This is a genomic window from Winogradskyella sp., assembly GCF_028289625.1.
In the GTDB taxonomy this organism is placed as follows: domain Bacteria; phylum Bacteroidota; class Bacteroidia; order Flavobacteriales; family Flavobacteriaceae; genus Winogradskyella.
On record NZ_JANQOM010000021.1, the window covers coordinates 1 to 20,701 of the forward strand.

Sequence of the window (20,701 nt, forward strand, 5' to 3'; positions counted from 1 at the left end):
ACTAACGCTCGTTTCATTAAGGATAAAAATAAAGATTTAATACGAAACCAATGGTAAATGACGTTTAGAGCATATGAAGAAAATGGTACTCGTACTAGTGATTATTGCTATAGCTGTATTGGCATTTCAATTAAGGCCCGTTGAAGGGGCTGTAGATAAGGTGGTTGCCATTGTAGAAACACCAAGTCTCATCAATAAAGATAGTTTAACCATAGAGTCTCGGGTCAGTGAGCCTAAAGGGTATAAGCGAGTGTCTTATCCTAAAGGTAGTTTCGAAAACTATTTACGAAATTATGACCTTAAACCTTTTGGAAGTAAGATTATCAATTACGATGGTTCCAAATACTTTTGGCAAAGAGGACACATAGGCATTTTAGAAGTGCCAGTTCCTAAAAATGGTTTGCAGCAATGTGCCGATGCACTGATTAGAATACGAAGCGAATACCTTTGGGATAACGATAGAAAAGATGAGATTGGATTCAATTTTACCTCGGGACACTATTGCTCTTGGAAGTCTTATGCAGAAGGCTATCGCCCAAAAATTAATGGGAGTAAGGTTAACTTTCATAAAACAGCTTCAGAAAATCATTCTAAAGAAAATTTTTATAAGTTTTTGAACCTTATCTATATGTATTCAGGAACTTTATCGCTCTTCAATGAATTAGAATCCGTTAAGGCCAAAGACTTAAAGATTGGCGATATGCTGATTAAAGGTGGCTCACCTGGACATATTGTAATGCTTTGCGACGAGGTTGTGAATGCTAATGGCGAAAAGTTATTTTTATTATTTCAGGGAAATACTCCAGCACAAAGTGTTCATTTGGTAAAGAACCTAGAAGATACTTCAATTTCACCCTGGTATGTATTAGAAGATGATGCTACAATTCCTGTTTCCAATTACACATTTGGAAGCGCAAAATTTGTACGATTTAAGTAAGCTTCTTCTTATCTTTGTGATATGAGTCAGCCGTTATCTCCACAAGAATTACATAATCTAGCCATGAACCACGTGGGGAAAGATTTGGAAGCACGTGGTTTTGAGTTTATAGCTGTAAATAGTAAGTTAAAACGCCACCCACAATTTGTCTGTATTGATAAGAACAATCAATATTTTTTTGTCTTGGTCAGAGCCGTTATGCTTCCTGAAAATCCAAATAATTATGACGTGGTTTGGATGGAAACCTTTAAGAAGCATGCTTACGAAAAGGATGCTAAGGTGTTATATGCAGGTGTGGGTTTAGGAAATCCTAACGGTGAGGATTTACCAATTTACCTGAATGAAGAATATCTCATAGAATATAATGGTATTCAGGTCATAGAAATGAATCTCAATTAATCATGAAGAAATTAATTATAGTTCTTATAGCCATTGTAGTTATAGCTTGCAAGCAAGACAAAACACAAGATAAATTGATAAAGCTATCTGGCCCTGTTTTTGGGACGGGTTTTAACATTCAGTATTCGCATTACGACAATACAACTTATATTGACCAAATAGATAGTCTATTTGCCGTGGTTAATCAATCCTTATCTACTTATATTCCTGATTCTGATATTTCAAGGCTTAATAGAAATGAAGACGTTAATATAGATGAGCATTTTAAACGTGTATTCAATGCATCAAAAGAAGTATATCGATTTACGGAAGGCGTATTTGATCCTACTATTGGCAATGTGGTAAATGCGTGGAATTTTGGTGCTGAAACCAATAAATTCTTAACGGATAGTACAACTATTGATAGTTTGATGCAATTTGTAGGTTTAAACCGTATTGGTTTGGTAGAAGGTAAGATTAAAAAGCCTAAAAGCAGTTATCTAGAATTCAATGCTATCGCTAAAGGCTACGGTGTCGATGTTATTACCGAATTTTTAGAAAGTAATGAAGTTGAAAATTACTTGGTTGAGATTGGCGGTGAGATACGGGTAAAAGGTGATAATATTGAAAAGAAGTCGCCTTGGAAGGTAGGACTCGATGAACCACGTTTTGATGGTCAGCAATCTGTGTTTAGAACTATAGTTCTCAAAAATGAGGCTATGGCAACTTCAGGAACATACCGAAAGTTTAAAATTGATGAAAACGGTAATCGCTATACGCATATTATTAATACAAAAACAGGATACCCAACTAAGACCAATGTTTTGAGTGTGTCTGTTATTGCGCCAGATTGTATGACGGCAGATGCTTACGCCACAGCATTTCAGGCTATGGGAACCGAAAGAGTTACTGAATTTTTGAAGACGCGTCCAGAGTTAAAAGCCTATTTTATTTACGAAAATGAAAATAAGGAATTGAATACTTTGAGTTTAAATAACTTTCCAGAGTAAAGAAAAGTGACCTTACGAAAAGTGTTGTGTCTTATAAGTGCTATTGACCACAATTTATACCCCTTAAGCCGCACTTTTTTCGTTTTTAGTGTGGCTTTTATTTTCTCACTACAGGAATAATCTCACCCTTAGCTAAGCGATAAGTGTCAATATCTTCGTCAGAAAGTTGTGCAGTGTAATTAACTTCTTCGACTTTAAAACCAATAGCACGGAGTTTGTCAAAATAATCCCTGCCGTAGATTCTAACATGATCGTATTGCCCAAATATTTTAGCACGCTCTACCTTATCGGTAATGGAATCATCTTCAAAAGTGATGTCGCGATTTAAATCTTGTGGAATTTGAAAAATGCCCCAACCACTTGGTTTCATAACACGATATAACTCTTGCATGGCCTTGGTGTCATCAGGAATGTGCTCTAGTACATGATTGCAGAGAATAACATCATAACTGTTCTCTTCAAATGGTAGGTGACATATATCTGCCTTAACGTCGGCTATAGGCGATAACAAATCTGTAGTGGTATATTCTAAATTCTTGAGCTTTCTAAATCGTTTAAGAAAACATTGTTCTGGTGCAAAGTGTAGAACTTTTAAATGATCCGAAAAGAAATTTGTTTCGTTTTTTAGGTATAACCAAAACAGCCGATGGCGTTCTAATGATAAGGTAGATGGCGATAATACATTTGGCCGTTGCTTGCCGTAACCGTAAGGTAAAAATGTTCTAAATCCTTTTCCGTCTATGGGATCAGTATATTTTTTTCCTCTCAAAAAAAACTCCAATAATGGTCTTATTAGGTAACTAAGCCTTATCAATAAAGGTCTTGGTAAAAGATTGAGAAAAAATTTAAAGACGGATTTCAAGAACTTTTATTTATAATCTTCTCTAACTGGACTAAAGATATCCAGAATTTTGCAAGCAGTGATAGCTTTGCCACTATGTGGTATATTAGATGGAATTACCAAAACAGATCCTGGTTTATGGACTTTAGTAATCCCATCAATGGTCATTTCAAATTCTCCTTCTAGGATTTGGGAAACTTGCTCATGTATATGATTGTGCATGGGTAACTCTGCACCTACCTCTACTTCCCAAAAAGCTATGGTTAGTGATTCAGTATGTAAAAAACGGGCCTTATAACCTTTTACGATTTCTTTTGGTTCAATATCCAATATGCGTTGATTAACCATCATAACACCAAGGCGTTCTGTCTGAACTCATTTTCTTCATCAGAGGTAATTCCTAAAGCCTCGTGAACATAAGCAAAAGAGGAGAGAATTTCTGGTTGACCATTGACGATTGCAACGTCATGTTCAAAATGTACACTTGGCTTTCCATCTTGGGTAACTATCGTCCAACCATCTTTAAGCTGCTTTACTTTATGCGTTCCCATATTAATCATAGGTTCAATAGCAACGACCATACCTTCGATTAATTTTTTTCCTCGGCCTCGTCTTCCGTAATTTGGCATTTCAGGATCTTCATGCATTTTACGCCCTATACCATGACCAACCAATTCGCGTACAACACCATAGCCTTGAGCTTCGCAATATTGCTGTATGGCATAACCAACATCACCAACACGATTACCGATTCTTAATTCTCGAATGCCTACATAAAGCGATTCTTTAGTGACTTTAATTAGCTTTTTAGTAGCCTCATCAACATTACCAATTTCAAAGGTGTAAGCATGATCACCATAGAATCCATTCATTAAGGCACCACAATCTATAGACACAATATCTCCATCTTCTAATGGTCTTTCGGTTGGTAATCCATGAACTACAGCTTCATTAACACTACAAAGTAATGTGGAGGGGCAATCATATAAACCTTTAAAACCAGGCAAGGCACCATGGTCTCTTATAAATTCCTCTGCAATAGCATCTAGATAATTAGTAGTGACTCCTTCTTTTACTTCACTTGCCAACATACCTAAAGTCCTAGAAACCACAAGTGCACTTTGGCGCATTAATTCAATTTCTTCAGTGGTTTTTACAATAATCATAGCTTTCTCAATTGAGCCACAAATATAGCTAATTATAACGATTAAATAATTTTAGAAAAACATGATAAAAGACAGTTTTTTTATACCTTTTGAGCATTAAGTTTGCCAAAGAAATCAGAGAAAAGATGTTTAAATCAGTAAGTGCCGAAGAGGCAGTAAAAGTCATAAAGTCTAACGACCGTGTATATATTCAAGCTGCAGCCGCAGTGCCACAAAAGTTAATCAATGCCATGACGGCAAGACATGAAGAATTACGAAATGTTGAAGTATGTCATTTGCATATAGAAGGGGATGCTCCTTATGCAAATCCAGAACTAAAAGATAGTTTTCATGTCAACTCTTTTTTTATAGGTAGAAATGTCCGACATACTCTTAAAGCTGGCAACGGTTCGTACACACCTGTTTTTTTAAGTGAATTACCGACACTTTTTCATAAAAATATTATTGATTTAGATGTGGTATTGATTCATGTTTCAGCACCAGATAAACACGGTTACTTGTCTTTAGGGGTTTCTGTTGAAGCTACCTTGGCAGCGATAGATAACGCTACTATTGTTATTGCACAGGTTAACAAAAATATGCCAAGAACCCATGGTGCTGGGATTATTCATTATACAGAAATTGATTATTTTGTAGAGTGTGATGACGACATTCCTACGGTTGGAATGACTGAGCCTTCTGAAATTGAAAGCAAGATAGGAGATTATGTAGCTGGATTAATCGATGATAGAAGTACCTTGCAGATGGGCATTGGTAATATTCCAAATGCTGTTCTATCTAGACTTACAAATCATAAGGATTTAGGACTACATACCGAAATGTTTTCTGATGGTGTTATTGATCTCATTTTAAGTAATGTTATTAATGGTAACTATAAAAAAATTAATAGAGGACGCGCATTAACAACATTTTTAATTGGTTCGAAGCGCTTATATGATTACGTTGATGATAATCCTTTTGTAGAGATGCGTGCTTCTAACTATACTAATAATGCCTCATATATAAAGCAAAACCCAAGAATGGTAGCCATTAATTCTGCTATAGAAGTTGATGTTACTGGACAGATATGTGCAGATTCGATTGGTCCTAATATGTATTCGGGTGTAGGAGGACAGATGGATTTTATTAGAGGTGCATCATTGAGTAAAAAGGGTAAAGCCATAATTGCCTTGCCGTCAGTTACCCGTAAAGGGATAAGCAGAATAGTACCAACTTTGAAACATGGTGCAGGTGTGGTAACTACTAGAGCACATGTGCATTACGTGATTACAGAATATGGCATAGCTAATTTATTTGGAAAGACCATTAAGCAACGTGTTAAGGCATTGGTTGATATAGCACATCCAGACCATAGGGAATCTATCGATAGAGCCTATTTTGATTTGTTGTAAAATTTATTTAAACCAGCCAAAAAGACCACCCTTTTTTTGGTTCTTTATATTTGGTTCTTCTTTGGTTATCATCTGATAGATTTCCCCCCAACCAAGAATACCACCAATATTTCGGTCATCGATAAATAGATCAGCGTGAATTTTACGGCTTCTGCTATAATCAAATTTTTCTTCTGGGAAACTAGCATTTACTGCATAGAACTCAATACCATTTTCTTTGCAAAAATCTACAGCTTCTTGCAATTTGGTGCCGCTTCTATAAGTCCATAATATTAGTCTATGTCCGTCTTGCTGTAAACGCTTTAAGGTTTCAAAAGCAAAAATTCTAGTTTTCCCAATTTTAGGGTAGGCATCCTCTACTATTGTGCCATCAAAATCAACCGCGATTATCAATCTATCCTGAAAATTCATGCTATTAATTCAATTGAAAAGCAAAGGTACAACAATGCGTCATTTAAACAAGACTGTTTTGGGTCATAGCTTCAGGTTGTTCTATGCCAATGAGCCTTAAAACTGTGGGAGCTATATCACCTAGGATACCATCTTTAATTGTTTTTAAATCCTTATCAATGAGTATGATTGGTACTGGATTGGTTGTATGAGCCGTATGAGGTGTACCATCTGGATTGACCATAGTTTCGCAATTACCATGATCTGCAATCAAAATAGTGGTGTAATCATTCTCTAGAGCCACATTCACAACATCTTTTACGCAATCGTCAACAGCTTCGCATGCCTTAATTGCGGCTTCCATAACACCAGTATGGCCTACCATATCTCCATTTGCAAAATTTAGACATACAAAATCAGCATCTCTTTTCTGCAATTCAGGGATTAAAGCATCACGCAATTCGTAGGCACTCATTTCTGGTTTTAAATCATATGTGGCAACTTTAGGTGAATTCCTCAAGATTCTTTTTTCACCTTTAAAAGGTTCTTCTCTACCACCTGAAAAGAAAAAGGTGACGTGAGGATATTTCTCAGTTTCCGCAATTCGTATTTGCTGCCTATTGTGTTTTTCTAATACCTCCCCAAGAGTATGGGTTAAGTTTTCTTTATTAAAGATGACATGAATCCCTTTAAAACTATCATCATAATTGGTCATCGTTACATAATGAAGATTTAGTTTATGCATATTATATTCATGAAAATCTTCTTGAGATAAAGCTTGTGTTAATTGGCGGCCACGATCGGTTCTAAAATTGAAGAAGATGACAACATCTTGGTCATTAATTGTAGCAATGGGTTTTTCCTCCTTGTCGACGATAACTAAAGGTTTGATAAACTCATCCGTAATATCTTCCTCGTAACTTTGCTGGATGGATTTTAATATATTATTAGTTGTAGTTCCTTTGCCTTCAACAATAGCATCATGGGCTAGTTTAACACGTTCCCAACGTTTATCTCTATCCATGGCATAATAGCGTCCTGTTACAGAAGCCAAATGCCCTGTGGTTTTATTTAAATGTTCTTCTAAATCTGAAATGAAACCGTATCCAGACTTTGGGTCAACATCCCTGCCATCTGTAAAGGCATGGACAAAAATATCCTTAAGGCCGAATTCATTAGCAGCATTCAATAGGCCGAATAGGTGATTAATGTGAGAGTGTACACCTCCGTCACTCACTAAACCTAACAAATGTACACTTTTGTTATTGTGCTTGGCATATTGAAAAGCATCTTTTAGGACTTGTTCTTGTTGAAGTGTTTTATGCTTTACCGCCAGATTTATCTTTACTAAATCTTGATATACAATTCTTCCTGCTCCCAGATTCATATGACCAACTTCACTATTTCCCATTTGCCCTTCAGGCAACCCTACATGAAGACCATCCGTTCTTAAACTAGCATTCGGATATTTGGTATATAGCGCATCAATAAATGGTGTTTTAGCATTATCTATTGCGGATACTTTTGGGTCTGGCGATTTTCCCCATCCGTCTAAAATCATTAAGATAACTTTTTTATTCATTTTTTGAAATTTATGAAGTTCAAATATAAGACATACGATACTACCACAAATTCGTATTACGAAAATTTTGAAGGTTATTTAAATTTTAACCTTTGAAATACAGATTGTTACTCAGAAATTGGGTTTTGTGAAAACCTTAACAGATTTGTTTTCAAAACGTTAAATGTATGTTATTTCATTTTTTTTAGTGTAACAAAATAGAACTATTGTCGTCTCTTTGATATAATCAAAAAACAAATCAATTAAATTTAAAAACTTTCATCATGAAAAAAACAGTGGTAGTTCTAGCCTTAGCATTGGGCTTCTCAATCAGTAATTTAAATGCAACAAACGACGTGTTAACTTCTGACAATATTGCAGAAGTATCTGTTGAAAAAGTAGAAGTAAGCCCTTTATGTAAAGCAGTAGCAACAGGTAATGTTGAAGCTGTAAAAACCTTAATTAAGCAAGGGGCTGATGTTAATGCTAAATCTAATGGAATGGGTCCTATTCATTATGCTGCAAAGTATAATAGGGTAGAGCTTATAAAAATATTGATTACAGCAGGTGCTGACGTTCATAAGAACTGTGATTTAGGCTATAGTGCGCTAAACCATGCAGAAAAATCAAATGCCAATGATGCGGCACAGTTTTTGAAACGTTTTAAAAAGAAAACTGTCTAATTAAGACAATTATTTGAGTTAGTTAATTGTAAAAAGCATCCTTTTATTCTAGGATGCTTTTTTATTTCTATATTTTCTGATGGCTTCTTTTATTTTCTCAATACGATTTTCTGGATCAGGATGTGTACTTTGAAATTCAGGAATCCGATTCGGCCCAGCTGCAGCTTTTAGAATCTTCATAACACCAATCATTTCCTCAGGATTGTAGCCTGCATCAATCATAAACTTTACTCCTAATTCATCACTTTCCAATTCATCACCTCTGCCATTTTTTAACAATTGCCCCTGCCCATATTGTTGGGCAACACTTCCCATATCAATTGCAGAGCTTCCCATGGCTATCACTTTCCAGAAATTAGCATTGGTAATCCGCTCATTAGAGTGTTTACCAAGTACGTGGCCAATCTCATGGCCTAAAACTCCTGCTAGCTGATCCTTATTTTCAAGTTTAGAAAACAAGGCGTAGGTAATAAATATTTGCCCTCCAGGTAGTGCAAAGGCATTAATAGTACGTTCGTCAGCTAATAAATGAAATTCATATTTATAAGGTGTGTCTTTGGCAATACTGCTATTCACTAACTTATTACCAATATCGTCGACTAACGCTTGGTAACGGTTGTCTGGATGTAAGCCACCATGTTGTTGCGCCATACCTGGTGCACTTTGCAAACCAATAGCAATTTCTTGTTCAGGCGAAAGCGATATCGCTTGTTTTTTACCAGTATAAGGGTTGATTTCTTCTTGACTGCATTTTCTTATAAAAGCAAATGCAATTACAGCCAGTGCGATAAATATTCTAACTTTAAAATTGCCTCTTCTCATGATGGTGGTCTTATGTATGTTAAATAAATGTACAAAAGTTTGACACAATTATTATTGAAAAGTCATTGGTTTGTTGCCAAAATTTTAAAGCCTTACTTTTATAACAAGAAACCTTAGTAATGAGTTATCAATTCAAAATAATTCCTAATACCAATTTAGATATAGTGATACCCTTAGTTTATGAATTGAATGAGGGTACAATACCAAAAAACGATTTAAAGCTGCGTTTTGATGAGATGGGTCAACAGAATTACGAGTGTGCTGTTATTCTTGATAAGGATAAAGTTATTGGTGTTTCTGGGCTTTGGTTTTGTACAAGACACTATATTGGCAAATCTGTAGAGTTAGATCATGTTTATATAAAACCAGAGTATCGAAATAAAGGATTAGGCAAGCAATTTATGGATTGGATTTTTACCTATGTAAAAGAAAAAGGCTGTCAATCTATGGAGCTTAATACTTATGTACAGAATTATCCTTCACATAAGTTTTATTATAACGAAGGCTATGAAATTTTAGGTTATCACTTTTTAAAAAAGCTCTAGTTTAAGTCTGATAGATCGGAATTAGGTTGTACTTCATATGGTACTTTACCATATTCAAACACTCTAGCATTTAAATCACCTTTCAATGTAAGTTTATTGCCCTTTATTTCAATCCAACTACCTTCTCTTAGACCTACCACAGGAGGAGTATTAAATGCATGGAATTCCTTAATACGTGTTTCTCGGGTTTCACCCATATGAGTGCTATCTGGATTTGGATCTAAATAATGAGGATTGATATTAAAAGGAACTAGTCCGAGGGTTTTAAAACTTGGAGGATACACAATGGGCATATCATTAGTTGTATTCATGGTAAGCCCACAAATATTGCTACCTGCACTAGTGCCTAAATAAGGAGTCCCATTATTAACGGCATCTTTAATGGCGCTTAAAACATCGTTCTTATACAATTGATTAACCAAGACAAATGTGTTTCCACCTCCTGTAAAAATACCTTTGGCATTTTTAATAGCTTCTTCTGGATTTTCAAATTCATGAATTCCTTTTATGGACTTTCCGATCTTTTTAAAGGCTTTGGCTACGTTTTTAGTATAGTCGTCATAAGATATTCCACCAGGTCTTGCATATGGAATAAACAATATTTCATTAACATATTTAAAGTGGACTTTCAACGTACCCAGAAGATACTCTAGTGGTTCTCCACCATGGAGTGTGGAAGTACTCGCCATTATAATCGATTTCATCTTTTAAAGCTTTTCGTAAAATTAAATATTCTGAATTATAACTCAAATATTAAACAATTAACGATTTAACAAACATTTATTAGCTATTTTTTATGAGAAATGAAGAATATCAACGAAATTTATAGGACGATAAAACCAGCATGAGAAACCTAATATTCATAATTTGTAGCTTTTTGACCATTTCTATTTATGGACAAGACATAGAAAGAATTAAAATAAACGGTAGAATTGTCGTGACTTCAGAAGATAAAGAAGGTGTGACAGTTTTTAATACTTCATCAAATAAAGGAACCGTTACAGATAAAAACGGTGATTTTGAAATTCAAGTAGCACTTAACGATATTGTTGAGTTTGGTGCGCTTCAGTTTAAGGATTTTAAAATAACAATTACAGAAGATATTTTAAAGTCCAAAAAACTTACCGTTATTCTTGTGGAGGAGGTTAACAAACTAGATGAGGTGGTGTTGTTGCCATTTGGTTTAACAGGAAATATTAATGCTGATTTAGAGAATGTAAGAACTTACAATGTAAGCTTAGACTATGTTTATTTTGGTTTAGATCACATCGAGGATTTTGAATTTTCCGCAGACTTTAATACAAAAGCCGAAAATGTGGCTTTTAACGAAAACAACCCTCGTGTAGGAAATATGCTGAATGTGGTGAATTTAGCTGGTTTTATAGTGAGTCAAGTAGTTGATGTCAATAAGGATATTCAGACCGATGAAGAGAAAGCCATAGATAAAACACCTTTTAAGGAAGCTTTGGATAAATATAGTATGAATTATATACACACTAATTTTGATATACCCTTAAAGCAAGTAGAAGCCTTTATCGATTATGTCGAAGAACAGGGCATTGATGCTGCATTGTTGAACAAGGATAAAGAATTGGAGTTTTTAGAACGCATCACGCAGTTAAGCAAATCCTTTTTAAAAACCAAGAGTGAAGAGGATTAAGCAAATATGTGGCCTTGTTGCTCTGTTTTTCGTTTTTATATTACAAGCCCAAAGAAAAGAAATTAAAGGTCAACTCATAGCCGATGATGATGTAGAGGGTATTCATATTTTAAATAAAACAGCAGCAAAGTTTGCTATTTCCAATACAGATGGCAGCTTTGTTATTCTTGCTAAAACATCAGATACCTTATTTATTTCCAGTCTTAAATATGAAAATAAAGAAGTCGTTATAACGCAATCCAATGAAGACAAAGAAACCTTATCGGTTCAATTAACTGAAAAAATTAATGCTTTAGATAAAGTAATAGTTGGAAGTCTACTAACAGGTAGTTTACAATCGGATCTCGAAAATTCTGATGCTAAAACCGATATTAACTTCTATGATTTAGGGATTCCAGGTAATGTGAAGTTACCTTTAACACAAAACGAACGGAAACTTCATGATGCCGATGGTGGCTCATGGGGTGCACTAATGGGAGGGCCATTCGGTGGTGGTCTTGGTTTAAATTTTCATAAATTATTGAATAGGATAAGTGGAAGGACCAAAAAGCTCAAAGTCATTGTAGAACTAGATGATAGAGATAAATGTATCAATAGATTGCGAACGAATTACGAATCCATAATTTTTGAGAAAGATACTTTAGCGGAAAATCTGAGAAATGAATATTTTTTGTTTTCACAAGAAGATGAAAACTTTTTGAGGTTATGTGAAGAAAATAACGAAATAAAGCTCTTAGAGTATCTACAACAAAAGCTTAAAACCTATAGAAAGAATAGAGAATCTGAGGATAATGATTAATTTTGGAATGCTTTTTGGGTTTGTAAATAAAATGGCAATTATAGCATGAAATCTGTATACTACATTCTGACTTTTTTGGTTGGCTCCTTGTTTATCTCTAGTACTGCAAATCACGAATATTATGTAAGTGTTACAAACATAGAATATGCAGAAGAGCAAAAATCACTTCAAATTATAAGTCAGATTTTCATTGATGACTTCGAAACCTTATTGCGTAAACGTTATGATGAATCCATAACGCTTGCAGAGGTCGATGAACCAAAGATTGTCGATACTTACATGAAACGCTATTTGTCAGATAAGCTAAAGCTTAGAGTGAATGGTGTAGCCGTTGAGTTTAATTTTATTGGAAAAGAATATAAAGATGATATTACCTATTGCTATTTGGAAATAGAAGATATTTCAAACATACAATCTATCGAAGTTACTAACCAATCGTTATTCGATGTGTTTTCAGAACAGCAAAATATTGTAAGGCTAAAACTATTAGGCAAAAACCGAAGTTTTTTACTCATTCCAGATAATGATACTTGCGTGTTAAACTTTAACTAAAAATCTGTTAAAGCCATAGAAATTGGCTATTTTCGACAACATTTTAAAAAATTCCTATCGCAAATGAAGACTTTAAAGTATTTCTTTTACTCTTTTTTATTTATTTCTGGGGCAGCTTTCGCACAGAATGAAATAAAGCCAGAGCGTAAGCCTGGACACACCAACCAAAACAAATTCAAGCAGTTATATGACGAATTTGCCACACCAAATATGTTTAGAACAGGTTCTGGTGCACCTGGTCCAGCTTACTATCAGCAACAAGCAGATTATAAAATGGACATCGAAATTGATGATGTAAATGCTAGGTTGTATGGTGATGAAACTATTACATATACCAATAACTCACCAGATGTGCTTACTTATCTTTGGGTTCAGCTAGATCAAAATATGAGAGCAAAGGATTCTAAAAGTCCATTAATTAACGGTTCTGGCATTGGCCCTGCAACTTCAGCTTCAAGAGCAGCAAGGTCGTATTTAAAGGAACGATTTGATGGTGGCTTTAACATTGAGCATGTTAAGGATGTTAATGGAAACGATCTATCACATATCATTAATCGTACTATGATGCGTATTGAACTACCAGAACCAATGAAAACTGGCGATAAGTTTTCTTTCAAAATAAAGTGGTGGTACAATATTAATGACCACGTAAGAGATGGTGGACGTTCTGGCTATGAATATTTTGAAGAGAATGACAATAGAATCTATGTGATGGCACAGTTCTATCCACGTATGGCCGTATATAACGATGTAGAAGGGTGGCAAAATTCTCAATTTTGGGGACGTGATGAATTTGCACTACCGTTTGGAGATTTTGATGTCAATATTACAGTGCCAGCAGATCATATTCTTGATGGAACAGGTTATTTAACCAACCGAGAGGAAGTCTTTACCAAGGAAATGATGAAGCGTTACAACAAAGCAAAAAAGTCATACGACAAACCTGTGATAATTGTAACAGAAGAAGAAGCCCGAAAGACTGAAAAATCTAAAAGTAATAAAAAGAAGACGTGGAAATTGTCTGCTCAGATGGTTCGTGACTTTGGTTTTGCAACATCACGTAAATTTATTTGGGATATGATGGCCGTTAAAATTGGTGACAAAGATGTTATGGCTGTATCTATGTATTCTAAGGAAGGAAATCCTTTGTGGGAGCAATGGTCAACTAAAGCAGTAGCAAGTACGCTTAAATCTTATTCTCGTATGACGTTCGATTATCCTTATCATAAAGCTATTTCGGTACATGCACCAATGGGTATGGAGTATCCAATGATTTGTTACAATTTTGGCCGACCAGATAAAAATGGTAACTATTCCGACAGAACTAAGTTCGGAATGATTAGTGTAATTATTCACGAGGTAGGTCACAATTTCTTCCCAATGATTGTTAATAGTGATGAGCGCCAGTGGACTTGGATGGATGAAGGATTAAATACATTTGTTCAATATGTTGCTGAGCAAGATTTTGGTGAATGGTATCCAGCTGCACTTTCAGCAGGTATGGATAAATACCCATCTCGTAGAGGACCAGCGAAAAACATCGTAAGATATATGGGAGGTAATCAAGATTACATTGCTCCAATTATGACTAAAGGCCTTAATACCTATCAGTTTGGTAGTAATGCTTATAGTAAGCCAGCGACTGGACTCAACATTTTGAGAGAAACCGTAATGGGTCGCGATCTTTTTGATTATTCATTTAGAGAATATGCAAATCGTTGGATGTTTAAACACCCTACACCAGAAGATTTCTTCCGTACTATGGAAGATGCATCAGCAGTTGATTTAGATTGGTTCTGGAGAGGTTGGTTCTATACCACAGATTATACGGATATAGGTGTCAAGGAGGTTAAGAAATATGCAGTTACCAATAATCCTAACGAACAAGGAAAGCAGTTAGCAGAACGTTATAATATAGACCCAAATTCTTTAGTTTATTTTGTAGGTGAAGGAGAAGAAGGTTTTGATGATGCCATAAAAAATGGTGTAGCTATGGAAGATATGCCTACGGTTAAAGAGTATATTATGGATAATTTTACTCCAGAGCAACAAAAGAATATAAAGAAGTCTCCTAGGTACTTTTATCAGGTTACTTTTGATAAGCCAGGTGGTTTAGTAATGCCATTAATTGTAGAGTATGAATACGATGATGGTTCAAAAGAAAAAATTACTTATCCTGCACAAATATGGAGATTAAACGATAAAGAAGTGAGTAGAGCTATTGCCAGTGATAAAGAAATTGTATCTATTACAGTGGATCCCGATTTAGAGACAGCAGATATTGATACCTCTAATAATGCATGGCCTAGAGAAGTAGAAGAAAGTGATTTCGATAAGTTTAAAAATAAAGTGAAGAACTAACAAAAGTTTTATTAATCATATTTAAGCCGACTTTAACGAGTCGGCTTTTTTAATGAAACTAACTTTTTGAATTTCAAAAATTTTAAGCTGAATGAATACTGCTATAAAGGGGTGTACCATTACTTTTAATTCAGATAATGTTAGTTGTTATCAATAGCAAACTGATTATATTTGCAATGTGATGCAACCGATATATTTTTTCATAGGAGGGACTGAAATTGTTTTCATACTATTTATCGTAGTATTGGTGTTTGGCGCAGATAGATTACCCGAAATCGCAAGGGGTTTGGGTAAGGGAATGCGTACTTTACGAGATGCTACTAACGATATTAAGCATGAAGTAACCAAAAGCGCCAAAGAAAGTGACTTAATAGATACTGATGCGGCTAAGGAAATTCAGGAGGAAATAAATAAAGTAAAAGACGACTTAGAAGATTTTACGGGTTCGGTAAAACGAAAAATGTAGTTTACTTTCTTCTGCTTATCGTTAAGCCATCGCGTATTGGCAGCATTACCGTTTCGATTCTATCATCATTTTTTAGTAGTGCATTATATTCCAAAACAGCTTTTGTTGATACGTCTTTTTCTTCAACAGGTTCAACAACTTTTCCGTGCCATAAAACATTGTCCGATAGAATTATACCTCCAGGATTAAGCTTATTGATGATAAGATGAAAATAATTACTGTAATTGGGTTTGTCAGCATCAATGAAGACAAGGTCGAAGGTTTGGGTTAATCTTGGAATGATATCCAAGGCATTACCAACATATTGAATAATTTGTGACCCTAAACCAGATTTATCAAAGTACTTTCTTTGAAAATCATGTAACTCTTCATTGATGTCTATCGTATGTATTTGTCCATCCTTGGTCAATCCTTCTGCTAAACAAAGTGTAGAGTAGCCTGTAAAAGTTCCTAGTTCTAAAATAGAATCTGGGCGTACAAGCTTAGCTATCATACTTAGTACCCTACCTTGATAAGGACCACTAAGCATAATCGGTTGTAGTACTTTCTGATAAGTTTCACGAGTTAATTGTTGTAATAACTCAGGTTCTTGTTCAGAATGTGTAACAACATAATAGTCTAAGGCTTCTGGCAAGAAATGCATAACCTAAAAGGATTATTTAAAGTATTATTCATGAGGTTCTTCTTCTGACGTAAGTTGTTCCTTGGACGGTTTGCCAATAAAAAATAAAATAGCACCTACAACAATTAACCCTATTTTTATAGCCCAAGCAGGAGTCTCTCCTAATTCGTCAATCATTCCGAATAGTCTAAGCGTTAATCCAAAATAAGGTAAGATGATTAAAGCTACTCCGATAATGATTACATAAATGCCAATTTTTCTCATAATATTAATAGTTGATCATTTAGGGTTTTAAATATGGATATAAATCTTAAGGTTAAAGCATTATGAAGTAATTCGGGTAACTAACTCCTGTTTGGCTTGCTCATCATCACCACACAACCATTGGATAACATTATTTTCCCAAATGGCATCGCGTTCTTTTTCTGAAATAATGTTTCGGTCCATAGCTAAATCTAAAATCTTACCGGGATAGGAGGATTGTCTTGCACTTTCCATTTCACCTAAAGGATAAGGATCATCTAAACCCATCAAGATTTGTTCACAACCTTGATTTTTAATGAGCAACTCCAAGGAACCTGTATCATGAACTAATGTATCGAAGAAGATATTTTTATGACCAACAGCTTTTCTAGGGTGTTTTTTATCCTCAAAAAGATCTGGTCTCCCATCAAAACCTTGAATACGTCTTCCAAGGTTTATTTGTGCTAATTGGCCACCATGAGCAAAGCAAACGCGCATATTTTTATACTTTTCATAGTAACCATTAAGGGTTAAAAAATGATAAGCATCAGCACATTGCGCTAGCATCCAGATGAGGTGAAAACGCCAAGCAGTATTTTCGAGCTTTATAAATTTCTCACCATCATATGGGTGAATTTCTACTGCAAGATTAAATTTATCCGCTAATTCAAAAATGGGTTCATTTTCATCATCAAAGATACATCTCCAAGTCCCAATGGTATCCATGTAATGGGTTGGTAAGCATAAAAGTTGCAAGCCCAATTCTTCCACGCAACGTTCTATTTCCCAACAAGCTCCTCTAACAAACCCTGGATGTACCACAAAGCCACAGGTAAACTTGCTTGGATGGTCGTGTTGTATGCGTGCATTAAAATCGTTCTGAAATCTCAGTGCTTGCTTCATCTCCTCCAAACGTAGACCATTACCATAAAGTTGAGACAGATTTAAAACAACGGCATGATCTATGTTAAAATGCTCCATCCAAGCCAGCTTCTCGTTCAAGAAAAAACTTGAATCCGTAATGGGCCTGTTCCAATCTTTTTGAAGCATAAACTTACGATCCTTATCGACCCAGAAAATACCTTTGTCTCTCATAAAATCTGGGATTTCCTCGGGATAAGGTAAAAGATGAGAATGACCGTTGATTCTTAGTTTTCTAGCCCCTTCTAACTTCCCCAAAGGAGAAGAATGTTCTTCGCTGTTTTTTTTCATATCGAGTCTAGATTTCTTCCCTTTGGGAAGATTAAGATGGGCTTTTTACTTTTTTGAGTTCTGTTTCTCTATTGTATTGTAATATCTATCGAAGATTGCTGGCATATCCGTCTCTATATTTTCTAGAGTAAATTCTTCTTCATATAACAGACTAGCATCCTCGTCGGAGTACCATTGTAATTTATCTTTTACTCCTTCTGGTCTTGGATATTCTATAACTAAACCGACGGTATTAGCACCACGTTGCGGTGAATGTGGAACTTTTGGAGGTAGTACAAAAATTTCACCTTCATTAATAGGAATATCCTTTGGCTCGCCATTTTCAATGACTTTTAAAACCATGTTACCCTCAATTTGGTAGAAAAACTCTGGTGTTTCATTATAATGGTAATCTTTTCTGCTATTTGGACCACCAACAACCATAACAATAACATCCGCATCTTTCCAAACCACTTTATTACCTACAGGAGGTTTAAGTAAGTGTCTATTTTGGTCTATCCATTCTTTAAAATTAATAGGTGGAAATAATTTACTCATGACTTTTAAGTTTAATTAGCTTTAAAGTTACAAACTTTTTGTGCGTCCACCATCAACAGGAAGGTTAATTCCGTTAATATAAGATGCGCGTGCACTTGCTAAAAACGTAATTGCGTCTGCTGTTTCTTCAGGCTGGGCAAAGCGCTTTGCAGGTACCGTATTTTTCATAGTATTTGATGCTTCTTCTTCTGATTTTCCGGTCTTGGCTGATTTGTTTTTAATAATTTGCGCCAGCCGTTCCGTAGCAGTTGCACCTGGAAGTACATTGTTTACTGTGATTCCGAATTGACCTAATTCATTCGCCAAAGTCTTGCTCCAATTAGCTACAGCACCTCTAATAGTATTACTCACCCCCAAACCATCTAATGGTTGTTTTACAGAAGTAGAAATAACATTAATGATTCTGCCATAACCTTCTTCTTTCATATAAGGTACTAAGGCTTGCACCAATATGTGATTACATTTTAAATGTTGTGTAAAGGCATTTTCAAATTCTTCTACTTGAGCAGAAAAAATAGGGCCACCAGGAGGACCACCAGTATTATTGACCAAAACGTGAAAGCCGTGATTTTCTTTGATGTAGGTTTCAATTATTTGTTGTAGTGCTTTTGGGTCTGAAAAGTCGGCGACGATATAATCGTGAGGGCGATGTTGAGGTAGTTCTGCTAAAACCGCTTTTAGTTTGTTTTCATTTCTGGCAATCAACGTTATAATAGCGCCTTCTTCAGCTAGTGCCAAAGCTGTGGCTTTACCAATGCCTGCTGTACTTCCGCAGACTAGGGCATGTTTATTGTTTAATTGTAAATTCATATTTGTCTGGTCGAGCGCAGTCGAGACCTAATTAGCTTTAGGGTTATAATTTGAATGAGTTGCATTTCTGCATTCAGATAATATTTGCAACATATCAAATTCGCCATTTGCTAAAGCAAGTTTCTTTTTTGCACTCCAGTTTTTAATTTTCTTTTCAAAATATATCGCTTGTTCTACATCATTAAACCTCTGTTGAAATATTAATTCTACAGGTCTTCTTTTAAAGGTAAAACAACTTTTATTTAACCCATTCATGTGTTCCTCGAGTCTTCTTGAAATATTATTGGTTACTCCAGTATATGTTAACCCATCAGAACATTTTAGTATATAAACAAAATAAGTTTTCATTATAAACCTCTCGACTGCGCTCGAGGTGACATATCGCTAGTTCAATATTTTATACACACATTTTTAGGCTCCGTAAAAAATCGAAGGGCTTCAAAACCACCTTCACGCCCTACGCCTGAGGCTTTTACACCACCAAAAGGTGTACGTAAATCGCGCATCATCCAAGTATTGACCCAAACAATGCCTGCCTGTAATTGATTGCTTATTCGCATGGTACGTTTTAGGTTATTGGTCCAAAGGGTGGCAGATAAACCGTATTTTACCTTGTTTGCCATTTTTAGGACGTCTTCTTCAGCATCAAAAGGCATTATTGTGACTACTGGTCCAAAAATCTCCTCTTGGTTAACACGGCACTCGTCTGTTGGGACTTCGATTACAGTTGGTTCTAAGTAATATCCATTTTCATAACCTTCTACAGTTACTTTGTTTCCGCCACAGAGTATTTTGCCACCTTCATCTTTTGCAATTTCTATGTAGCTCATTACTTTTTCAAGATGAGGCCGAGACACTAAAGCTCCGATGCTAGTTTCAGGATGTGACGGATGACCAACTTTTAACTGTTTTACTTTTTCAACAAAATCGGTTTTAAATTTCTCATAAATAGACGCTTCAACGAATATACGACTTCCACACAAACAGATTTGTCCTTGATTTGCAAAAGAAGATCTAACAGTTGTGTTCAACATATCATCATAATCACAATCTGCAAATATGATATTTGGGTTTTTTCCACCAAGTTCTAGAGACAATTTTTTGAACATTGGCGCAGCAACTTTGGCAATATGCGCTCCAGTTGCTGTACCACCTGTAAAACTGATGGCTTTAATATCTTGATGCTCTATTATGGCTTGCCCAGTGGTTTTGCCTAGGCCGTGAACAATATTTAGCACTCCTTTTGGTAGGCCTGCTTCGTTACAGATTTCACCTAAAAGATAAGCCGTCAATGGTGTGACTTCACTGGGTTTAGCAACCACGCAGTTTCCAGCAGCAAGTGCAGGAGCTATTTTCCAAGTGAACAAATAGAGTGGTAAATTCCATGGGCTAATACAACCAACCACTCCAATGGGTTGGCGTAAGGTGTAATTAATAGCGTGTTGCCCAACACTTTCATGGCTTTCACTGGCGAATTGGGTAATGGCATTACCAAAAAAGCGAAAATTACTGGCCGCTCTTGGGATATCTACTGACTTTGCTAGGGTAACTGGCTTGCCATTGTCTTTGCTTTCAGCTTCAGCAAAACGGTCTAAATTTTCCTCCAATAATTCTGAAATCTTTATAAGGATACGACTTCGTTCTTCTAGAGTCGTTTGTGACCATTGCTTAAATGCTGATTTGGCACTTTGATAGGCTTGTTCTACATCATCTTT

At 35.5% G+C, this 20,701-nt stretch carries 25 protein-coding genes; 11 read left to right on the forward strand and 14 right to left on the reverse strand.

Translation table 11 applies throughout. The annotated features are described in order from the left end of the window. Positions 1 to 73: 73 nt before the first annotated feature. Genes Q0992_RS04860 through Q0992_RS04870 form a run of 3 tightly spaced genes read left to right on the forward strand, consistent with a single transcriptional unit; the run spans position 74 to position 2,325 of the window. A complete protein-coding gene (locus Q0992_RS04860; RefSeq protein ID WP_299521215.1) occupies positions 74 to 937 on the forward strand; it encodes a DUF4846 domain-containing protein in 864 nt (287 codons plus the stop codon). 21 nt (positions 938 to 958) lie between these two features. Further along, positions 959 to 1,336, forward strand: a complete 378-nt coding sequence (locus Q0992_RS04865; protein WP_299521216.1) for a Na(+)-translocating NADH-quinone reductase subunit F — start codon at positions 959 to 961, stop codon at positions 1,334 to 1,336. Positions 1,337 to 1,338: 2 nt separating this feature from the next. Further along, complete coding sequence (locus Q0992_RS04870) at positions 1,339 to 2,325, forward strand: FAD:protein FMN transferase (RefSeq protein ID WP_299521217.1); 987 nt, start codon at positions 1,339 to 1,341, stop codon at positions 2,323 to 2,325. A gap of 97 nt (positions 2,326 to 2,422) precedes the next feature. Here Q0992_RS04870 and Q0992_RS04875 read toward each other — a convergent pair whose 3' ends face one another. The 3 genes from Q0992_RS04875 to map are packed head-to-tail and all read right to left on the reverse strand — an operon-like array spanning position 2,423 to position 4,332. Continuing rightward, positions 2,423 to 3,187 (reverse strand): class I SAM-dependent methyltransferase, encoded by a 765-nt coding sequence (locus Q0992_RS04875; RefSeq protein ID WP_299521218.1) that lies wholly within the window; start codon positions 3,185 to 3,187, stop codon positions 2,423 to 2,425. 6 nt (positions 3,188 to 3,193) lie between these two features. Next, positions 3,194 to 3,517 (reverse strand): cupin domain-containing protein, encoded by a 324-nt coding sequence (locus tag Q0992_RS04880; RefSeq protein ID WP_299521219.1) that lies wholly within the window; start codon positions 3,515 to 3,517, stop codon positions 3,194 to 3,196. After that, positions 3,514 to 4,332 (reverse strand): type I methionyl aminopeptidase, encoded by an 819-nt coding sequence (gene map / locus Q0992_RS04885; RefSeq protein ID WP_299521220.1) that lies wholly within the window; start codon positions 4,330 to 4,332, stop codon positions 3,514 to 3,516. Before map ends, Q0992_RS04880 begins: the two co-directional genes overlap by 4 nt. Before the next feature lie 125 nt (positions 4,333 to 4,457). Here map and Q0992_RS04890 point away from each other — a divergent pair, with 125 nt between their 5' ends. Further along, positions 4,458 to 5,723 (forward strand): acetyl-CoA hydrolase/transferase C-terminal domain-containing protein, encoded by a 1,266-nt coding sequence (locus tag Q0992_RS04890; RefSeq protein WP_299521221.1) that lies wholly within the window; start codon positions 4,458 to 4,460, stop codon positions 5,721 to 5,723. A gap of 3 nt (positions 5,724 to 5,726) precedes the next feature. Here the strand turns inward: Q0992_RS04890 and Q0992_RS04895 are convergent, their stop codons facing one another. Both Q0992_RS04895 and gpmI read right to left on the reverse strand, forming a co-directional pair. Continuing rightward, complete coding sequence (locus tag Q0992_RS04895; RefSeq protein ID WP_299521222.1) at positions 5,727 to 6,134, reverse strand: BT0820 family HAD-type phosphatase; 408 nt, start codon at positions 6,132 to 6,134, stop codon at positions 5,727 to 5,729. 43 nt (positions 6,135 to 6,177) lie between these two features. Then, on the reverse strand, positions 6,178 to 7,695 hold the full coding sequence (gpmI, locus tag Q0992_RS04900; protein WP_299521223.1) for a 2,3-bisphosphoglycerate-independent phosphoglycerate mutase: 1,518 nt from the start codon (positions 7,693 to 7,695) through the stop codon (positions 6,178 to 6,180). Positions 7,696 to 7,958: 263 nt separating this feature from the next. Here gpmI and Q0992_RS04905 point away from each other — a divergent pair, with 263 nt between their 5' ends. Beyond that, positions 7,959 to 8,357, forward strand: coding sequence for an ankyrin repeat domain-containing protein (locus Q0992_RS04905; RefSeq protein WP_299521224.1), 399 nt, complete (start codon positions 7,959 to 7,961; stop codon positions 8,355 to 8,357). A 48-nt stretch (positions 8,358 to 8,405) separates the two neighbouring features. On the opposite strand, the gene Q0992_RS04910 is transcribed toward Q0992_RS04905, so the two are convergent. Beyond that, positions 8,406 to 9,179 (reverse strand): M48 family metalloprotease, encoded by a 774-nt coding sequence (locus Q0992_RS04910; protein WP_299521225.1) that lies wholly within the window; start codon positions 9,177 to 9,179, stop codon positions 8,406 to 8,408. A gap of 119 nt (positions 9,180 to 9,298) precedes the next feature. On the opposite strand from Q0992_RS04910, the gene Q0992_RS04915 reads away from it, so the two are divergent. Further along, positions 9,299 to 9,724: a GNAT family N-acetyltransferase gene (locus Q0992_RS04915; protein ID WP_299521226.1), complete on the forward strand. Its 426-nt coding sequence runs from the start codon at positions 9,299 to 9,301 to the stop codon at positions 9,722 to 9,724. On the opposite strand, the gene pepE is transcribed toward Q0992_RS04915, so the two are convergent. After that, positions 9,721 to 10,428, reverse strand: coding sequence for a dipeptidase PepE (pepE, locus tag Q0992_RS04920; RefSeq protein WP_299521227.1), 708 nt, complete (start codon positions 10,426 to 10,428; stop codon positions 9,721 to 9,723). The genes Q0992_RS04915 and pepE overlap by 4 nt on opposite strands. 140 nt (positions 10,429 to 10,568) lie before the next feature. Here pepE and Q0992_RS04925 point away from each other — a divergent pair, with 140 nt between their 5' ends. From Q0992_RS04925 to Q0992_RS04945, 5 genes are all read left to right on the forward strand, one after another. Then, positions 10,569 to 11,384, forward strand: coding sequence for a carboxypeptidase-like regulatory domain-containing protein (locus Q0992_RS04925; protein WP_299521228.1), 816 nt, complete (start codon positions 10,569 to 10,571; stop codon positions 11,382 to 11,384). Then, a complete protein-coding gene (locus Q0992_RS04930) occupies positions 11,371 to 12,183 on the forward strand; it encodes a carboxypeptidase-like regulatory domain-containing protein (RefSeq protein ID WP_299521229.1) in 813 nt (270 codons plus the stop codon). Before Q0992_RS04925 ends, Q0992_RS04930 begins: the two co-directional genes overlap by 14 nt. A 45-nt stretch (positions 12,184 to 12,228) precedes the next feature. Beyond that, on the forward strand, positions 12,229 to 12,735 hold the full coding sequence (locus tag Q0992_RS04935) for a DUF6702 family protein (RefSeq protein WP_299521230.1): 507 nt from the start codon (positions 12,229 to 12,231) through the stop codon (positions 12,733 to 12,735). 63 nt (positions 12,736 to 12,798) lie between these two features. Beyond that, positions 12,799 to 15,096, forward strand: a complete 2,298-nt coding sequence (locus tag Q0992_RS04940) for a M1 family metallopeptidase (RefSeq protein WP_299521231.1) — start codon at positions 12,799 to 12,801, stop codon at positions 15,094 to 15,096. Positions 15,097 to 15,277: 181 nt separating this feature from the next. Beyond that, complete coding sequence (locus Q0992_RS04945; RefSeq protein WP_299521232.1) at positions 15,278 to 15,562, forward strand: twin-arginine translocase TatA/TatE family subunit; 285 nt, start codon at positions 15,278 to 15,280, stop codon at positions 15,560 to 15,562. A gap of 1 nt (position 15,563) precedes the next feature. Here the strand turns inward: Q0992_RS04945 and Q0992_RS04950 are convergent, their stop codons facing one another. From Q0992_RS04950 to Q0992_RS04980, 7 genes are all read right to left on the reverse strand, one after another. Continuing rightward, positions 15,564 to 16,205, reverse strand: a complete 642-nt coding sequence (locus Q0992_RS04950) for an O-methyltransferase (protein ID WP_299521233.1) — start codon at positions 16,203 to 16,205, stop codon at positions 15,564 to 15,566. Positions 16,206 to 16,229: 24 nt separating this feature from the next. Continuing rightward, positions 16,230 to 16,448 carry a hypothetical protein gene (locus Q0992_RS04955; RefSeq protein ID WP_299521234.1) on the reverse strand — a complete coding sequence of 73 codons (219 nt, stop codon included), beginning with the start codon at positions 16,446 to 16,448 and terminating at the stop codon, positions 16,230 to 16,232. 60 nt (positions 16,449 to 16,508) lie between these two features. Next, on the reverse strand, positions 16,509 to 17,639 hold the full coding sequence (locus Q0992_RS04960; protein ID WP_299521235.1) for an amidohydrolase family protein: 1,131 nt from the start codon (positions 17,637 to 17,639) through the stop codon (positions 16,509 to 16,511). 45 nt (positions 17,640 to 17,684) lie between these two features. Further along, a complete protein-coding gene (locus tag Q0992_RS04965) occupies positions 17,685 to 18,176 on the reverse strand; it encodes a 3-hydroxyanthranilate 3,4-dioxygenase (RefSeq protein ID WP_299521236.1) in 492 nt (163 codons plus the stop codon). A gap of 27 nt (positions 18,177 to 18,203) precedes the next feature. Beyond that, positions 18,204 to 18,986, reverse strand: a complete 783-nt coding sequence (locus Q0992_RS04970; protein ID WP_299521237.1) for an SDR family oxidoreductase — start codon at positions 18,984 to 18,986, stop codon at positions 18,204 to 18,206. 27 nt (positions 18,987 to 19,013) lie between these two features. Continuing rightward, positions 19,014 to 19,334: a GIY-YIG nuclease family protein gene (locus Q0992_RS04975; RefSeq protein ID WP_299521238.1), complete on the reverse strand. Its 321-nt coding sequence runs from the start codon at positions 19,332 to 19,334 to the stop codon at positions 19,014 to 19,016. Positions 19,335 to 19,375: 41 nt separating this feature from the next. Beyond that, positions 19,376 to 20,701: aldehyde dehydrogenase (locus Q0992_RS04980; protein WP_299521239.1), on the reverse strand; the 1,326-nt coding region annotated here is incomplete at its 5' end.

Excerpts from the sequence above, each read along its gene's own strand:
- Q0992_RS04860 (WP_299521215.1), top strand. The coding sequence starts at position 74 with ATGAAGAAAATGGTACTCGTACTAGTGATTATTGCTATAGCTGTATTG.
- Q0992_RS04865 (WP_299521216.1), top strand. The coding sequence starts at position 959 with ATGAGTCAGCCGTTATCTCCACAAGAATTACATAATCTAGCCATGAAC.
- Q0992_RS04870 (WP_299521217.1), top strand. The coding sequence starts at position 1,339 with ATGAAGAAATTAATTATAGTTCTTATAGCCATTGTAGTTATAGCTTGC.
- Q0992_RS04880 (WP_299521219.1), bottom strand. The coding sequence starts at position 3,517 with ATGATGGTTAATCAACGCATATTGGATATTGAACCAAAAGAAATCGTA.
- map (WP_299521220.1), bottom strand. The coding sequence starts at position 4,332 with ATGATTATTGTAAAAACCACTGAAGAAATTGAATTAATGCGCCAAAGT.
- Q0992_RS04890 (WP_299521221.1), top strand. The coding sequence starts at position 4,458 with ATGTTTAAATCAGTAAGTGCCGAAGAGGCAGTAAAAGTCATAAAGTCT.
- Q0992_RS04895 (WP_299521222.1), bottom strand. The coding sequence starts at position 6,134 with ATGAATTTTCAGGATAGATTGATAATCGCGGTTGATTTTGATGGCACA.
- gpmI (WP_299521223.1), bottom strand. The coding sequence starts at position 7,695 with ATGAATAAAAAAGTTATCTTAATGATTTTAGACGGATGGGGAAAATCG.
- Q0992_RS04905 (WP_299521224.1), top strand. The coding sequence starts at position 7,959 with ATGAAAAAAACAGTGGTAGTTCTAGCCTTAGCATTGGGCTTCTCAATC.
- Q0992_RS04910 (WP_299521225.1), bottom strand. The coding sequence starts at position 9,179 with ATGAGAAGAGGCAATTTTAAAGTTAGAATATTTATCGCACTGGCTGTA.
- Q0992_RS04915 (WP_299521226.1), top strand. The coding sequence starts at position 9,299 with ATGAGTTATCAATTCAAAATAATTCCTAATACCAATTTAGATATAGTG.
- pepE (WP_299521227.1), bottom strand. The coding sequence starts at position 10,428 with ATGAAATCGATTATAATGGCGAGTACTTCCACACTCCATGGTGGAGAA.
- Q0992_RS04925 (WP_299521228.1), top strand. The coding sequence starts at position 10,569 with ATGAGAAACCTAATATTCATAATTTGTAGCTTTTTGACCATTTCTATT.
- Q0992_RS04935 (WP_299521230.1), top strand. The coding sequence starts at position 12,229 with ATGAAATCTGTATACTACATTCTGACTTTTTTGGTTGGCTCCTTGTTT.
- Q0992_RS04940 (WP_299521231.1), top strand. The coding sequence starts at position 12,799 with ATGAAGACTTTAAAGTATTTCTTTTACTCTTTTTTATTTATTTCTGGG.
- Q0992_RS04945 (WP_299521232.1), top strand. The coding sequence starts at position 15,278 with ATGCAACCGATATATTTTTTCATAGGAGGGACTGAAATTGTTTTCATA.
- Q0992_RS04950 (WP_299521233.1), bottom strand. The coding sequence starts at position 16,205 with ATGCATTTCTTGCCAGAAGCCTTAGACTATTATGTTGTTACACATTCT.
- Q0992_RS04955 (WP_299521234.1), bottom strand. The coding sequence starts at position 16,448 with ATGAGAAAAATTGGCATTTATGTAATCATTATCGGAGTAGCTTTAATC.
- Q0992_RS04960 (WP_299521235.1), bottom strand. The coding sequence starts at position 17,639 with ATGAAAAAAAACAGCGAAGAACATTCTTCTCCTTTGGGGAAGTTAGAA.
- Q0992_RS04965 (WP_299521236.1), bottom strand. The coding sequence starts at position 18,176 with ATGAGTAAATTATTTCCACCTATTAATTTTAAAGAATGGATAGACCAA.
- Q0992_RS04970 (WP_299521237.1), bottom strand. The coding sequence starts at position 18,986 with ATGAATTTACAATTAAACAATAAACATGCCCTAGTCTGCGGAAGTACA.
- Q0992_RS04975 (WP_299521238.1), bottom strand. The coding sequence starts at position 19,334 with ATGAAAACTTATTTTGTTTATATACTAAAATGTTCTGATGGGTTAACA.